This window comes from Pseudomonas corrugata (assembly GCF_001269905.1).
GTDB classification, from domain to species: Bacteria; Pseudomonadota; Gammaproteobacteria; order Pseudomonadales; family Pseudomonadaceae; genus Aquipseudomonas; species Aquipseudomonas corrugata.
On the sequence record NZ_LHVK01000022.1, the window covers coordinates 179,008 to 193,613 of the forward strand.

Consider the following 14,606-nt stretch of genomic DNA (forward strand, 5'->3'; position numbering starts at 1 on the left):
ATGCAGACAGGACCTGCACGTATACCGGTTGTGCGAGGCAATTTTGCACTGTTACGATCCCGACCGGATACGCGCGAAAAAATTCATAAAGAACAATAAAAGCAGGGAGTTAGCGATGACTGCTCAGGTTTCATCCCAAGCCACAGGGAGCGTCGAAGTCGTGGCCTGTGAGGTGTTGGTCGATGTTCGCAATCACATCGGCCATTTGACCCTGAACCGCCCCGCCGGCCTCAATGCCCTTACCCTGGGCATGGTGCGCAGCTTGCAACAACAACTCGATGCCTGGCTTCCCGACCCTCAGATCCATGCGGTGGTGTTGCGCGGCGCCGGAGACAGAGCGTTCTGTGCCGGTGGCGACATCCGGTCGCTCTACGACAGCCACAAGCAAGGCGACACGCTCCACGAAGACTTTTTCGTCGAGGAGTACGCCCTCGACCTGACGATTCACCATTACCGCAAACCCATTCTCGCCCTGATGGACGGTTTCGTCCTGGGCGGCGGCATGGGGCTGGCGCAGGGCGCGGATCTGCGGGTGGTGACCGAACGCAGCCGCCTGGGCATGCCCGAGGTCGGCATCGGCTACTTCCCGGATGTGGGCGGCAGTTATTTCCTGCCCCGTATTCCTGGCGAGCTGGGTATCTACCTGGGAGTCAGCGGTGCCCAGATAAAAGCGGCCGATGCGTTGTACTGCGGCCTGGCCGACTGGTACCTGGAAAGCCGCAAGCTCGCTCAACTCGATGAGCGTCTCGATCGGCTGGAATGGAGCGACATGCCGCTCAAGGACCTGCAGAGTCTGCTGGCGAAACTCGCCGTACAGCAACTGCCTGCCCCTCCGCTGGACGATCTGCGCCCGGCCATCGATCACTTCTTCGCCCTACCCGATGTACCGAGCATGGTCGAGCAATTGCGCCAAGTCACCGTCGCCAACAGCCATGAATGGGCGCTGCAAACCGCCGAGCTGCTGGAAACCCGTTCGCCCCTGGCCATGGCGGTCACCCTGGAGATGCTGCGACGTGGTCGCCACCTCAGCCTGGAAGAGTGTTTCGCCCTGGAGCTGCACCTGGACCGGCAATGGTTCGAACGCGGCGACCTGATCGAAGGCGTGCGCGCCCTGCTGATCGACAAAGACAAGAAGCCCCGCTGGAATCCGCCGACCCTGGATGCGCTGGACGCGAACCTGGTGGCGAGTTTCTTCGACGGCCTCGACGACCTCGGGAACTGAATCCATGCACGACCTCGAACTGACTGAAGAACAAGTGATGATCCGCGACATGGCCCGGGACTTTGCCCGCGGCGAAATCGCGCCCCATGCCCAGGCGTGGGAAAAGGCCGGGTGGATCGACGATGGCCTGGTGGCGAAGATGGGGGAACTGGGCCTGCTGGGCATGGTGGTGCCCGAGGAATGGGGCGGTACCTACGTCGACTACGTCGCCTACGCCCTGGCAGTGGAGGAAATCTCCGCAGGTGATGGCGCCACTGGCGCACTGATGAGTATCCACAACTCGGTGGGTTGCGGGCCGGTCCTCAATTTCGGTACCGATGAACAGAAACAGACATGGCTGGCCGACCTGGCGAGCGGACAGGCCATTGGCTGCTTCTGCCTGACCGAGCCCCAGGCCGGGTCCGAGGCCCACAACCTGCGTACCCGCGCCGAACTGCGGGACGGCCAGTGGGTCATCAACGGCGCCAAGCAGTTTGTCAGCAACGGCAAGCGGGCGAAGCTGGCCATCGTGTTCGCGGTGACGGACCCCGACCTGGGTAAAAAAGGCATCTCGGCCTTCCTGGTGCCGACCGATACACCGGGCTTCATCGTTGATCGTACCGAGCACAAGATGGGCATCCGCGCTTCGGACACCTGTGCGGTCACCTTGAACAACTGCAGCGTTCCCGAGGCCAACCTGCTGGGCACGCGTGGCAAAGGCCTGGCAATCGCCCTCTCCAACCTGGAAGGCGGCCGGATCGGCATCGCGGCCCAGGCCCTGGGCATCGCCCGAGCGGCGTTCGAGGCCGCCCTGGCCTACTCCCGGGATCGGGTGCAGTTCGACAAGCCGATCATCGAGCACCAGAGCATCGCCAACCTGCTGGCCGACATGCACACCCGCCTGAATGCCGCTCGCCTGCTCATCCTCCACGCAGCCCGCTTGCGCAGCGCTGGCAAACCCTGTCTTTCAGAGGCTTCCCAGGCGAAGCTGTTTGCCTCGGAAATGGCTGAGAAGGTCTGCTCCTCGGCAATGCAGATTCATGGCGGGTACGGTTATCTGGAAGACTATCCGGTGGAGCGCTACTACCGCGATGCACGGATTACCCAGATCTATGAAGGATCGAGCGAGATACAGCGGATGGTCATCGCCCGAGAGTTGAAAAACTACCTGGTTTGAAAGCATCGCGGGCAGGTTCGCTCCCACCTGGGATCGGTGGTCTACGCAATATCTGCATACACCACCTGCCCCCCTGTTGGACCGAGCCTGCTCGCGATAGCGTCGTACCTGTCACTGAACTACTGAAGGTGCCGCCGCCTTCGCGAGCAAGCCCGCTTCCACCGGGAATGCTACGCGATCAATCGTAGAACGGTTCAACCAACGTCCGGCTGCCGACAAAGAAACTATCCGCCACCAGCCGCAGCGGTTGCAGGTCCAGGTCGCTGGCCTTGTCAGCGATCAGCTGTTGGAAGTGTCGATACACGGCTGCGTACTCGCCCTCCTCCGAAACCGCCTGCCGCACGCCATCAATGCTCAACAGGGCGCCGCCGTTGTCCAGGCGCAAGGTGCCTTCGGCGCAGCGGATCTCGATGCTCCATAGTTCATCATGACCATGGTCGAAATCGAACTCCGCGCGGATGTCGAGGTGGCGCGCGTCCGACATCCGGATGCTCGCGGCGATGGGCGACTGGCAGTTGTCGGGAACGCGCAACTGCGCCGACTCGACAAACAGCGGCCGTGGCAACAGATGGGTCGCAATCGACAAGGCATTGATGCCGGGATCGAACACCCCCAGGCCACCCGGTTGCCAGATCCACGCCTGGCCCGGATGCCATTTGCGCACGTCTTCTTTCCAGTCGATCTTCACGCTTTGCAGGGTGCGGCTGGCCAGCCAGTCCCGGGCCGCTTCGATCCCGGGCGCGTAGCGCGAATGCCAGGCAAACAAGGCACTGACGCCCTGCCCCTCAGCCTGGCCGACCAACGCCATCGCTTCGCCAAGGGTAGCGCAAGGCGGTTTTTCCACCAGGACGTGTTTGCCGGCGGCCAAGGCCTGCTCCACCAGCGCGAATCGACCCTGCGGCGGAGTACAAAACGCAATCGCATCAACCTGGGGACCGCTGGCGAGCAGCTCGTCCAGGGACTTGAAATTCTCTACCCCGGCACAGGGCTGCCCTTGCGTGGCGACCGCCACCAGTTGAAACGCGGGATTGGCGTGGATGGCCGGGACATGTTGATCCTGGGCGATCTTGCCGTAGCCCACCAGACCGAGACGAATCGGTTGCATCTGGGACTCCTGATTTTTTTGTATTTGTGATCGGCCAGCAAACTAGACGTAAATCGCGTGGCAGACAATGGGGCAGTGGAATTTCCTGCGAGTCGTGTCGCCGTCGCGACCGTACGCGCGGTGATAGTGATGCGCGTCACAGATCAAACGGCGCCTGACCCGTTGAAGGGGCTTTTTCCCGCATAAACGCTTATAAAAGCGCTCAGGAATTCGCGGAAGAAAGCTTGACCACTGCATGGACCATCAGGAGCCGTAAAAATGAGCACCACCGAACAAGTACAAACGACTGGCAAGTACAGCGCCAAATGGCAGGAACGCTTTAATTTCTTTGATACCTATGGCGCGCCGAACGACCCGCGACACAGGGAAGCTTTCAAGGCGCTGCCAGGCTTCAAGAAGAAAATGCTGATCAATGCCAACGTGATTGCCTTCTTCTTCGGCCCGATCTACCTGTTCGTCCTGGGGCTCTGGAAGAAGAACCTGGCCATGATCGGCATCATGATCGGGATCAGCATCGCAGTGAGCGTGATTTTTGCGCTCATGGGCACGGAATCTCCAAGGGCGCTGGATTCGGGCATGAGCGCGGCCTTTTCGGTGATGTACGCGATCATGACCAATTACGCGTACTACCTGAAAGAAGTCAAAGGCGAGCAAAGCTGGAACCCGTTCGAAGGCATGCGCTTCTGATCGCAGGTTTCGGTCGCCCAAGAGCCCGCACCTCGTCATGAGCGTGCGGGTTTTCTGTTTCCGGGCCGCAGAGTTTCAGATGAATCCGTGTCATCGTCCCTGCGGCGAATATTCGTGTCGAACTTCCCGGATGATCGCTTGTTCAAAAAAAGGAAAGACCACTGGAGCTTCGGCGAGCTCTTAACCCTGGCGATTAGGTGGTCTTTGTAAGCCTATGGCATGATGCCCTAGTACTTTCCCTGATGAGAGGCTGGTTGTGTCAGAGATTCCCCTAGTGGTGTGTGATGACTCCAACATGGCCCGTAAGCAAGTGTTACGGGCATTGCCGGCGGACTGGTCAGTCTCCATTACCGAGGCCAGTAACGGTCGCCAGGCCATGGAGGCCATACGCAAGGGGCTGGGCCACGTGGTGCTGCTCGACCTGACCATGCCGGAGATGGATGGTTACCAGGTGCTGAGCGCCCTGCGCACCGAAGGATTGAAGGCGCAAGTCATCGTGATTTCCGGTGACGTCCAGGAAGAAGCAGTACGCCGCGTCAGCGAATTGGGCGCATTGGCGTTCCTGAAAAAACCTTTCGATGAAAACGAACTGCGCCAGACCCTCAGCAGACTGGGCCTGTTGACGAAGTCCGCGCAGACGCCACAGCAGCATCGCACCACAAGCAACACCGCCATTCATTTTCACGACGCGTTCCGCGAGACGGTCAACGTTGCCATTGGCCGGGCCGCCGCCCTGATCGCCAAGGTCCTGGGTGTCTTCGTGCAGTTGCCGGTGCCGAACGTGAACATTCTCGAAGTTGGTGAGTTGCACATGGCACTCTCCGATGCCGGCAGTTCCCAGCAGCTCACAGCCATCTGCCAGGGCTTTATCGGCAGTGGTATTGCCGGTGAAGCCCTGCTGATATTCCATGACTCGGAAGTCGCCGATATCGCGCAATTGATGCAGCGCCAGAGCGCCGATTATTCGGATCTGGAAATGGTGCTCGATCTTTCCAGCGTGCTGATCGGCGCGTGCCTTAGCAGCATTGCCGAGCAGATCGATGTGGTGTTTTCCCAAGGTCACCCGCAGGTGCTCGGCCAGCATGCGGCGATCGACGAGCTGATCCTGGTCAACCAGACCCGCTGGAAGAAAACCCTCGCCGTGGAAATCAGCTACAGCCTGGAAGGCCACGACATTCGCTTCGACCTGTTATTGCTGTTCACGGAAGACTCAATCGAGCGGTTGACCCACAAACTCGCCTACTTGATGAGCTGAGCCATGAACAATCCTGTTGATCTGAACGAATTCCACTGGTTGCTGGCGATTGTCCAGAGCATTGACGTCGGCGTGGTGGTACTTGACCGCGACTATCGGGTGCAGGTCTGGAATACGTTCATGGAGAACCGTTCCGGGGTCCAGCCGAAGGACGCCCATAATCAGCATTTCTTCAGCCTGTTTCCCGAAGTCGATCACCAATGGTTCAGTCGCAAGGTGGAAAGCGTCGCCGCCCTGGGCACACCCGCCTTCACCGTCTGGGAGCAACGTCCCTATCTGGTGCGGTTCAAGAACTACCAGCCGATCACCGGCCACGAGGAGTTCATGTTCCAGAACACCACCCTACTGCCCCTGCGCTCCCCTGACAGCAAAATCAATCATATCTGCCTGGTGATCTATGACGTCACCGACGTCGCCACCAACCGGCATCAGCTCCAGGCCGCCAACGCACAGTTGCAGCAACTGTCCAGCACCGATCGGCTGACCGGTCTGTATAACCGCGGACATTGGGAGGAGAACCTCAAGGCCACCTATGCCCGGCATCAGCGCTATGGCAACAATTCCAGCCTGGTCATGTTCGACATTGACCACTTCAAGCGCGTCAATGACACCTACGGTCACCAGGCCGGCGACAAGGTCATCGAGCAGGTCGCCGGCCTGGTCCGCGAGCATGTACGCGACTCCGATGTTGCCGGGCGTTATGGTGGCGAAGAGTTCGGCATAGTGCTCTCAGACACCGACAAGGCCGGTGCTCGGATGTTCGCCGAGCGCCTGCGCAAGGCCGTCGAAGAAATGGATGTGCCGTACGGTGACCAGGTCATCCGTTTCACCATCAGCCTGGGGGTGGCCGACTTGAGCCCGCCATCCAACAGCCACGCTGACCTGATCGCCTGGGCGGACGAGGCGTTGTACGCCTCCAAGAAAACCGGGCGCAATCGGGTGACGGTACACGAGTAACCAACTATGTAGCCTGCTGGCTCCTCAATGCACCGATGATGAAGGCGTGAAGGCTGTTCACTGCCTTCGAGCCCCGAGAGGCTCGACTCCGGAAGACCGAGACCTCCATCGGTTGTATGCCGCCCAGATCATGTTCGTTGCCGAGCACTTGCAATGAAGCCGGGACACTGCACTGGGTGATGGCGGCGATGGCAATCCCGCCTTCCACCGCCGCGACTTGGCCTGCGAGGCTGGAGCTGTTGTAGACCACCTTATACCGACGGCCTTGCAACGTTAACGAATTGACTGCGTTGCGCCGGGCCAGGCTGGCGCTTTCGTAGACCGCGATCGGTATGGGGTCGCGCCGCCAGAGCTCGAACTGAGGCGACCCCACCCACACCATGGGTTCCTTGAACAGAAAGGTGCCCCGTTGAGGAGAATCCCTGGAAACCAGCGCCAGGTCCAGGTCCCCACTCACCACCCGTGGAATCAAGGTTGTCGACTGCTCGCAATCCAGTTCTATTTCAACGCCCCCATAGCGGGGAGCGAAACGCTTGAGCACAGGCGTCAGGTACTTGGCCGCGTAATCCTCGGCAACGCCCAGCCGTATACGTCCGGTCAGCTCTTCGCCATGGAAAGCGGCCTGCGTCTCGGCATGCAGCGCCACCATGCGCCGTGCGTAGCCCAGGAGGGTCTGGCCGTCGAGGGTCAGCTGCAGATGCCGCGGGCCGCGACTCAACAACTGCCGCCCAAGCGCCGTTTCCAGCTTCTTCATCTGCATGCTCACGGCGGACTGCGACCTATGCACCTCAAGGGCCGCACCTGACAGCGAACCGGCGTCCACCACCGCAACAAAGCACTTGAGCCAGTCCATCTGCAAATCGCCGGAAGGCATGTTCACGACCTCTATTCGATAATCGAATGTCTAAGCCATGAATTATGCGCTTCCGTTGACCGGGTTTCACCACCAGGATGTGGAGAGCCGACGCTGCCTTTCACTGGAGAACATCATGCCCTTCGAGACCTGGCTGCTTTATCTGGTTACCTGCTGCGGCATTGCGGTGGTACCAGGGCCCAACGCGTTGCTGGTCCTGACCCACGGCGCGATTCATGGCAACCGCAAGACCCTATTCACCATCAGTGGCGGTGTGGCGGGATTCGTCGTGATGCTGTCGCTGTGTGCCCTCGGGCTGGGTGCATTGATCCAGGCTTCAGTGACCTGGTTCATGGTGTTGAAGATCGCCGGCGGGCTCTATCTCATCTGGCTGGGCCTGGGGTTGTGGCGGTCGGCGCCGGTTTCCCTGGACGTGGATGCCGTGACAGGATCCGGCCCCTGGTCGCTTTTCCGACAGGGCCTGTTGTCTGCGGTCTCGAATCCAAAGGCACTGTTGCTGTTCACTGCGTTTATCCCGCCCTTTCTTGATCCACACAGAAACCTGCTTGCCCAGACCGCCGTTATCGCGCTGACCTATGCCGTCGTGGAGTTCACTGTCGAGTACATCGTGGCCACGGCGGCGTATCGGGTCAGGCCATGGCTGGCCCGGGCCGGGCGTCGGTTCAACAAGGTATGCGGCGGTTTTTTCGTGGCATTCGGCTTGGTCTTGCCGGTCCATTCTTGATCCGGGGAACTATTCAAACGTCGCAGAGGGAAGGTTCACACCGATAATGACGCCTGACGCCGTGCCCATCCAACCCTCAGGCTGGACAGGCTGCAGGACACATCAAAAAGCGCCGGCGTCATGGATTCGACTACTGCTCAGTAGTCCCAGAAAGCCGCCACCCAGCGAAACGCGTCCCCCTCCACCGCGACCCTTCCCACCGACGGAAACGGCAAATGCGTGGCGACCAGCAGCTCGCCGCTCGCCGCCGCTTCCTGCATGAGCCGGACCCGAACGCGAACGGCTTCCTCGGGGTCATGTTCAAAACCGTTGTGCCAGTCAGGATGGTCGAATGCGACCGGAAACAACGCGTCGCCGGCGAAGGTCAGCCGTTCACCAGCGGACATCACATGAACCACGCTGTGCCCCGGAGTGTGTCCCCCCGTCAGCCTGGCGATCACACCCGGCGCGACCTCATGCTCGTGTTCGAACGTGCGCAGTTTGCTGCCGTACACCTTCATGAACTCATCGGCAGTGGCCCGCAGGACGTCCGGCACCGGTGCCGGCATGGAAGTCAGGGTGAAATCGGGTGACGCCCAGAACGCAACCTCGGCGGCTGCAACGTGGATCCGCACGTCCGGACGCAGCCGGTTCTTCACCTCGTCGACCAGCAGCCCGCCGATGTGGTCCATGTGCATGTGGGTGATGACCACGTCGGTCACGGCCCCCAGATCGATACCGGCGGCCGCCAGTCGCTTCGGGAACTGCCCGGCGCGCGGAAAGCCGGGGAACTGCCCACCCAGCCCGGCATCGACGAGTATGGTTTGCTCGCCGCTGCGCACCACCAGCACGTTCAGCGCCCAATCGAACGCATCCGGGCCCAGGAACATGTCCTTGAACCATGCCGCGCGAGCCGCCGGATCGGCGTTGGTGGACATCGTAGTGGTCGGCAGCGGCAGTACGCCATCGCTCACCACCAGCACGTCGATCTCGCCGACCCGCACGGCGTAGCGCGAAGGAACAAGCTCTTCGACGTTCAACCCGGTTGGGGCCAAGTGCATGCCCGACGCCGGTTGAGCGTGGTTGTTTTCTTCATCGTGAGTGCGGTAGTCCTGATGTGTTGTCATGGTCACTCTCCATAGATTTGAGGGCAGCAATCCGCTGTTCTCAGGACGAGAACGACGAAGCGCCTGGAGAATGAGTGTGCGATGCAACGCGCTGGGTCCGATACCGTACGCGGGTATAGCGCGCACCCACCTTAGGCTGATCGATCCAAACAGAAAGATAGGGAGGCTGGATGGAATAGCCCGCCGGCCAGTGCGCAGGATCGGGCAATCATCAGCCTGAATTGTGCAATGCGCTTATGGGATTCCTTCCTATAGTTGATCGGAGCCAAACCTTGCGGAGCAGGTCCCACCATGAGCGCCCTCAACATCAATGGCCGTGACTACACGGTCGACGTCGATCCTGGCACCCCTATTCTCTGGACATTGCGTGATACGTTGGGCATGACCGGCACGAAGTTCGGCTGCGGCGCAGCGCTGTGTGGCGCGTGCACGGTTCACCTGGACGGCCAGGCCATCCGCTCCTGCGTGACGCCTGTCGCCGCCGCCGAAGGCAGGAAAATCACCACCATCGAAGCCGCCACCGACGGCAGCGATCCGGTCGGCACGGCGGTGCATGAGGCCTGGGTCAAGCATGACGTCGCACAGTGTGGCTACTGTCAGAGCGGCCAGATCATGAGCGCGACCGCGTTCCTCAAGGCCCAACCCAAAGGCAAGCAACCCACCGCCGCCGAGATCGACTCGGCCATGGCCGGCAACATCTGCCGCTGCGGTACCTACGTCCGTATCCGTGCTGCCGTGGCCGATGCCGCCAAAGCCCTTGCCTGACCGGAGTGCGCCATGCTGAACGACATTTTTCCAGAGGAACTCCCTCGCACCCTGCAATCGATTCTCACCGACGACGACATGAACAGCTTCGCCGCACTCCCCCGGCGCAGCTTTCTCAAAATCGTCGGCATTGGCGGTCTGGCGTTGGGGGCATTCCCGCACTTGGCCCTGGCACAACAAGCAGGCGACGGCGCGCAAGCGCTCAAACCCACCCAGCAACCGTCGGCGTTCGTGCACATTGCGCCCAACGGCGAGGTAACGGTCACGATCAACCGCCTGGAGTTCGGCCAGGGTGTGCAGACCGGACTGCCCATGATTCTGGCCGAAGAGCTCGATGCCGACTGGAGCCTGGTGCGCACTCGCAATGGCAGCAACGACGCCGCTTATCAGGATCCGAGTTTCGGTATGCATATCACCGGCGGTTCCAACTCGATCAAGAATAGCTACACCCAGTATCGCGAACTGGGCGCCCGCGCTCGCGCCATGTTGCTCGCGGCAGCGGCCGCGCGCTGGAATGTCGATGTGGCGAGCCTCAGCACCCAGGCGGGCATGGTGCTTGGTGCCGGAGGCCGCAAAGCGAGTTACGGGGAACTCGCCGATGCGGCGATGGCATTGCCCGTGCCTGAAACAGTCACCCTCAAGAATCCTAAGGACTTCCGCATCATCGGCCAGGCCACGACGCGCATCGACGCCAAGGCCAAGAGCAGCGGCCGGCAGGAGTTCGGCATCGACATGCACCTGCCCGGACAACTCACCGCCGTGGTGGCCCGCCCGCCTGTATTCGGGGCTCGTATCGCTTCGCTGGATGACAGCGCGGCGCGTGCCACCCAAGGGGTGAAAGCCGTCCTGCGGGTGCCACTGGACGGAGGGGCCGAGGGTGTGGCGGTGGTCGCAGAAGGCTATTGGCAGGCGAAAACGGGCCGTGATGCGCTCAAGCTGCAATGGGACACGTCCACCGTCGAAAAGGTGGACAGCGAACAACAGCTGGCCCAGTACCGGGACCTGGCCAACCAGCCCGGCCCCCTTCATTTCGATGCCGACATGACGCCGCTTGCGACGGCTGCGCATCAACTGGAAGCCGAGTTCCTGTTTCCCTACCTCGCCCACGCGCCCATGGAACCGTTGAACTGCACTGTCCAGGTTTCCGGGGACCGCGCCCAGCTATGGGTCGGTACACAGTTCCCCGGTGGCGACGGCGTCGCGGCGGCACGGGTGTTGAATCTCAAGCCTGAGCAGGTCCGGGTCAATGTGCAGACGGCGGGCGGTGGCTTTGGCCGGCGTGGCGTTCCCTCCGGCGACTTCGTTGTTCTCGCCTGCGAAGTCGCCAAGGCCGCGCGCACCGCCGGGCTCGATGCGCCCATTCGCACCCTGTGGAGCCGTGAAGATGACATCAAGGGCGGCTACTACCGCCCCATGCACCTGCACCGTGCGCGGATCGGTTTCGATGACAACGGCAACGTACTGGCCTGGGATCACGTGCTGGTCGGGCAATCGATCCTCGCCGACACGATGTTTGGCGCTCGGATGAAGAACGGTATCGACCCCACGGCCACGGAAGGTTTGCGCAACCCCTATCCGCTGCCGATGCGCCTGACGGTGCATCATCCCAAGCTCAACGTTCCGGTGCTGTGGTGGCGCAGCGTGGGATCCACCCATACAGCCTTTGTGATGGAGACATTGATCGATGAAATTGCCCGGACAACCCGGCAAGATCCAGTAGCCTACCGGATGAAGCTGTTTGCCGATCAAAACCCACGCCATCGCGCCGCGCTGCAACTGGCAGTGGACAAAAGTGGTTACGGCAAGAATCAGCTGCCCGAAGGCCAGGCCTGGGGCGTGGCGGTGCACGAGTCGTTCAGTTCGGTGGTGGCCTACGTGGTCCAGGCCTCGGTACAGAACGGTCGTGCGGTGCTGCATCAGGTGACCGCGGGCGTCCATTGCAACCTGGTCGTCAACCCGCGCAGCGTCGAGGCGCAGGTACAGGGTGCGGCCCTCATGGGCTTGTCCATGTGCCTGCCGGGCGGCGCCGTCACGTTGAAAAACGGCGTCGTGCAACAAAGCAACTTCGCCGACTTCAGCGTGCCGCGTATCACCGATACGCCGCAATTCTCGATTCACCTCGTGCCCAGCGCCGAACCACCCACAGGTATGGGGGAGCCCGGCCTGCCGGCATTGGCACCGGCCTTTGCGAATGCGGTGGCGAGCCTGACGGGTAAGCCGGTGCGTCAGTTGCCGTTCAACCTGACGTGACTGGGTTATCATGACCATCATTTCAATCCCCTGACCTGATGGAACCGTCATGACTTTCGATTTCGACCTCGTGTTCGAGCGCCACGGTACCGGCAGCACCAAGTGGAGTCGCTATCCGGCCGATGTGTTGCCGATGTGGGTAGCCGATATGGACTTCGCTGCCCCGCCCGTGGTCATCGATGCGCTGCGCAAGCGTCTCGAGCATCCGATGCTTGGCTACAGCGTGGCCCAGGACACCCTGCGCGCCGCTATCGTGGCTGATCTCTGGAACAAGTACGCCTGGCGCGTCGAGCCTCAGCAGATCGTCTTCCTGCCGGGTGTTGAGCCGGGTTTCAACATGGCTCTGCATGGGCTGGTGGAGCCGCAGCAGAATGTCGTGGTGCAGGTGCCCAACTACCCGCCGCTGCGCAATGCGCCGGACCACTGGCAGTTGAACAAGGTGGAATTGCCTTTCAACCCGGTCAACGGCGAATTCCACACGCCCCTGCCGGCGTTGCGCGAGGCCCTGCACGGTGGCGGTGCCCTGTTGCTGAGCAATCCCCACAACCCGCTGGGCAAGGTGTTCGGCCGGGACGAGCTCAAGGCCGTGGCGGATATCTGTCTGGAGCAGGATGCCTGGATCATCTCCGACGAGATCCATGCCGAGCTGTGTTTCGACGGCCGGGTGCACATTCCCACCGCCAGCCTGAGCCCGGAAATCGCCGAACGCACTATCACTCTGATGTCCGCCAGCAAGGCCTACAACATCGCCGGGTTGAAAACCTCGTTCGCCATCATCCAGAACGCCAAGGTGCGCGAACGGGTCAACAACGCCCGTGCCGGTATGGTCGACAGCGTCAATGCCCTGGGCCTCGAGGCGACCCGTGCGGCCTACAGCGAGGCCGGCCCGTGGCTCGAAGCGTTGAAGGTGTATCTGCAAGCCAACCGTGATTACCTGGTCAATGCGGTGCAGACCCGTCTGCCGGGCGTCGCCATGACCATCCCCCAAGGCACCTATCTGGCGTGGCTGGATTGCTCGGGATTGGGCTTGGACGACCCGCAAGCCTTCTTCCTCAATGAAGCCAAGGTAGGGCTCAGCGCAGGGCTGGATTTTGGCGACGACGCCCAACAGTTCGTGCGCCTGAACTTCGGCTGCCCTCGGGCCTTGCTGGAGGAAGGGATTGCACGGATGGAGAAGAGCCTGAAGGCTCGGCGCTGACTGTTGGAATAACCTACGTGGAGAGGGATTTATCTGTGGCGAGGGGATTTATCCCCGCTCGCTCGCCCAGGGTTCTCAGTGCTGGAAAAGCCGGGTTGCTACGCAACCCAACGGGGATAAATCCCCTCGCCACAAATGATTACTCATGCAGATCCGGCGCATACACAAAACACAGCTTGTTTCCCTCCGGGTCCCGGCAATAGGCGCCAAAGTAGCCCTCCGAGTACTGCGGCCTCGGGCCCGGCGGGCCTTCGTCGAAGCCGCCCATGGCGATGGCCAGGTCCCAGGCGGCGCGCACGGTTTGCGGTGAGTCGGCGGCGAAGCTGACCTGCATGCCATTGCCCCACGTAGCCGGCAAGCCGTTGAAGGGTTTTTGCACGAATACCTGGGGCCAACGCTTGCCGGGTTGATGCCAGCCTTCCCCAGGCGGTCCGGAATCGTTTTCGCTGTCCATGCGCACCAGTCCCAGGCAGCCCAGGACTGCATCATAGAAAGCAATCATCTTCGGCAAGTCTCGCGCACCGATCTGTATATGACTGAACAATTCTTTCTCCCCATTGAATAACGTATGGCCGTTGGAGAATGCCTGTTCTCCAACGTTGCCACGGGCAACTATTGGTCGACAGATGGAGCCGCATCCCGATTGTGGCAAGGGGACCTGTCCCCTCGCCACAAGAACTGCGCATATGAGCGCTGGCGAAAGCCTTCCGGAAAGCCTTCCGGCTCGGTGTGGTTGCTCATGGGACTGTCCTATCGACGCTCACCCGCCAGGGCACGCTGATGAAAGTGTCGCAGTTGCAGGAGCGCGTGTTCGGCGGCCCACAACTGCACCTGTCCGCGACCTCCGAAGAAGCGCTCCTGCCGGCTGAACAGCGCCCGTTTGCCATTCATCTCAAAGGCCCAGGCGAAGCACACGGTGCCTGCCGGGATGCCATCCATGTCGTCTGGTCCGAGGATACCGGTGGTGGCCACCGCCACGTTGGCATTGGCGTCGTGCAAAGCGCCGAGGGCCATTTCCTCGGCCACTTCACGACTGGTGAGGTTGAAGGCATCGATGGTGCGCGGGCTTACGCCTAACAGCCGTTGTTTCGCCTCGGGGGAATACACCACGTAACCGCTTTCGATCAGCGCACCGCTGCCCGGCACCTCCGCCAGCAGCGTGACGATCTGGCCGGCGGTACAGGATTCGGCCGTGGTCAGGCGCAAGTCATGGTCTCGCAGATAATCAACCAGGGAGTGGGCGACAGTCATGGTTCGAAGTCCTTCCGGGATGCTGATGGGTTGCCCCCTGCCGCTTGGATTCATTC

General features: G+C 61.3%; 14 protein-coding genes. 9 read left to right on the forward strand and 5 right to left on the reverse strand.

Translation table 11 applies throughout. The features are described 5' to 3' along the window. Positions 1-115: 115 nt before the first annotated feature. Together AD665_RS23375 and AD665_RS23380 are read left to right on the forward strand one after the other, a co-directional pair. A complete protein-coding gene (locus tag AD665_RS23375) occupies positions 116-1,222 on the forward strand; it encodes an enoyl-CoA hydratase/isomerase family protein (protein WP_024776417.1) in 1,107 nt (368 codons plus the stop codon). Between the two features lie 4 nt (positions 1,223-1,226). Next, on the forward strand, positions 1,227-2,378 hold the full coding sequence (locus AD665_RS23380) for an acyl-CoA dehydrogenase family protein (protein WP_024776416.1): 1,152 nt from the start codon (positions 1,227-1,229) through the stop codon (positions 2,376-2,378). Between the two features lie 178 nt (positions 2,379-2,556). On the opposite strand, the gene AD665_RS23385 is transcribed toward AD665_RS23380, so the two are convergent. Continuing rightward, complete coding sequence (locus tag AD665_RS23385) at positions 2,557-3,483, reverse strand: Gfo/Idh/MocA family protein (RefSeq protein WP_024776415.1); 927 nt, start codon at positions 3,481-3,483, stop codon at positions 2,557-2,559. 258 nt (positions 3,484-3,741) lie between these two features. Here AD665_RS23385 and AD665_RS23390 point away from each other — a divergent pair, with 258 nt between their 5' ends. The 3 genes from AD665_RS23390 (at position 3,742) to AD665_RS23400 (ending at position 6,382) form a co-directional block, all read left to right on the forward strand. Beyond that, complete coding sequence (locus AD665_RS23390) at positions 3,742-4,170, forward strand: DUF2628 domain-containing protein (RefSeq protein WP_053194032.1); 429 nt, start codon at positions 3,742-3,744, stop codon at positions 4,168-4,170. A 256-nt stretch (positions 4,171-4,426) separates the two neighbouring features. Then, positions 4,427-5,425: a response regulator gene (locus AD665_RS23395; protein ID WP_080996615.1), complete on the forward strand. Its 999-nt coding sequence runs from the start codon at positions 4,427-4,429 to the stop codon at positions 5,423-5,425. A gap of 3 nt (positions 5,426-5,428) precedes the next feature. Then, entirely contained in the window at positions 5,429-6,382 is a 954-nt protein-coding gene (locus tag AD665_RS23400; RefSeq protein ID WP_024776412.1) for a GGDEF domain-containing protein, read from the forward strand. A gap of 4 nt (positions 6,383-6,386) precedes the next feature. Here AD665_RS23400 and AD665_RS23405 read toward each other — a convergent pair whose 3' ends face one another. Next, positions 6,387-7,256, reverse strand: coding sequence for a LysR family transcriptional regulator (locus AD665_RS23405; protein WP_024776411.1), 870 nt, complete (start codon positions 7,254-7,256; stop codon positions 6,387-6,389). A gap of 115 nt (positions 7,257-7,371) precedes the next feature. Between AD665_RS23405 and AD665_RS23410 the strand changes: the two genes are divergently transcribed. Then, entirely contained in the window at positions 7,372-7,980 is a 609-nt protein-coding gene (locus AD665_RS23410) for a LysE family translocator (RefSeq protein ID WP_053194134.1), read from the forward strand. Positions 7,981-8,117: 137 nt separating this feature from the next. Here AD665_RS23410 and AD665_RS23415 read toward each other — a convergent pair whose 3' ends face one another. After that, entirely contained in the window at positions 8,118-9,020 is a 903-nt protein-coding gene (locus AD665_RS23415; protein WP_414860487.1) for an MBL fold metallo-hydrolase, read from the reverse strand. A 357-nt stretch (positions 9,021-9,377) separates the two neighbouring features. Here AD665_RS23415 and AD665_RS23420 point away from each other — a divergent pair, with 357 nt between their 5' ends. From AD665_RS23420 to AD665_RS23430, 3 genes are read left to right on the forward strand one after another with little or no spacing between them, the layout of a single operon-like run. Then, positions 9,378-9,851 (forward strand): (2Fe-2S)-binding protein, encoded by a 474-nt coding sequence (locus AD665_RS23420; protein WP_053194039.1) that lies wholly within the window; start codon positions 9,378-9,380, stop codon positions 9,849-9,851. 12 nt (positions 9,852-9,863) lie between these two features. Beyond that, positions 9,864-12,101, forward strand: a complete 2,238-nt coding sequence (locus AD665_RS23425) for a xanthine dehydrogenase family protein molybdopterin-binding subunit (protein WP_053194041.1) — start codon at positions 9,864-9,866, stop codon at positions 12,099-12,101. Between the two features lie 49 nt (positions 12,102-12,150). Continuing rightward, positions 12,151-13,299, forward strand: a complete 1,149-nt coding sequence (locus AD665_RS23430) for a MalY/PatB family protein (RefSeq protein WP_024776406.1) — start codon at positions 12,151-12,153, stop codon at positions 13,297-13,299. Positions 13,300-13,438: 139 nt separating this feature from the next. Here AD665_RS23430 and AD665_RS23435 read toward each other — a convergent pair whose 3' ends face one another. After that, positions 13,439-13,843, reverse strand: coding sequence for a VOC family protein (locus tag AD665_RS23435; RefSeq protein ID WP_024776405.1), 405 nt, complete (start codon positions 13,841-13,843; stop codon positions 13,439-13,441). Positions 13,844-14,049: 206 nt separating this feature from the next. Then, complete coding sequence (locus AD665_RS23440; protein ID WP_053194044.1) at positions 14,050-14,550, reverse strand: CinA family protein; 501 nt, start codon at positions 14,548-14,550, stop codon at positions 14,050-14,052. Positions 14,551-14,606: the final 56 nt, after the last annotated feature.

Excerpts from the sequence above, each read along its gene's own strand:
- AD665_RS23415 (WP_414860487.1), bottom strand. The coding sequence starts at position 9,020 with ATGCACTTGGCCCCAACCGGGTTGAACGTCGAAGAGCTTGTTCCTTCG.
- AD665_RS23390 (WP_053194032.1), top strand. The coding sequence starts at position 3,742 with ATGAGCACCACCGAACAAGTACAAACGACTGGCAAGTACAGCGCCAAA.
- AD665_RS23405 (WP_024776411.1), bottom strand. The coding sequence starts at position 7,256 with ATGCCTTCCGGCGATTTGCAGATGGACTGGCTCAAGTGCTTTGTTGCG.
- AD665_RS23420 (WP_053194039.1), top strand. The coding sequence starts at position 9,378 with ATGAGCGCCCTCAACATCAATGGCCGTGACTACACGGTCGACGTCGAT.
- AD665_RS23440 (WP_053194044.1), bottom strand. The coding sequence starts at position 14,550 with ATGACTGTCGCCCACTCCCTGGTTGATTATCTGCGAGACCATGACTTG.
- AD665_RS23430 (WP_024776406.1), top strand. The coding sequence starts at position 12,151 with ATGACTTTCGATTTCGACCTCGTGTTCGAGCGCCACGGTACCGGCAGC.
- AD665_RS23380 (WP_024776416.1), top strand. The coding sequence starts at position 1,227 with ATGCACGACCTCGAACTGACTGAAGAACAAGTGATGATCCGCGACATG.
- AD665_RS23425 (WP_053194041.1), top strand. The coding sequence starts at position 9,864 with ATGCTGAACGACATTTTTCCAGAGGAACTCCCTCGCACCCTGCAATCG.
- AD665_RS23410 (WP_053194134.1), top strand. The coding sequence starts at position 7,372 with ATGCCCTTCGAGACCTGGCTGCTTTATCTGGTTACCTGCTGCGGCATT.
- AD665_RS23385 (WP_024776415.1), bottom strand. The coding sequence starts at position 3,483 with ATGCAACCGATTCGTCTCGGTCTGGTGGGCTACGGCAAGATCGCCCAG.
- AD665_RS23400 (WP_024776412.1), top strand. The coding sequence starts at position 5,429 with ATGAACAATCCTGTTGATCTGAACGAATTCCACTGGTTGCTGGCGATT.
- AD665_RS23375 (WP_024776417.1), top strand. The coding sequence starts at position 116 with ATGACTGCTCAGGTTTCATCCCAAGCCACAGGGAGCGTCGAAGTCGTG.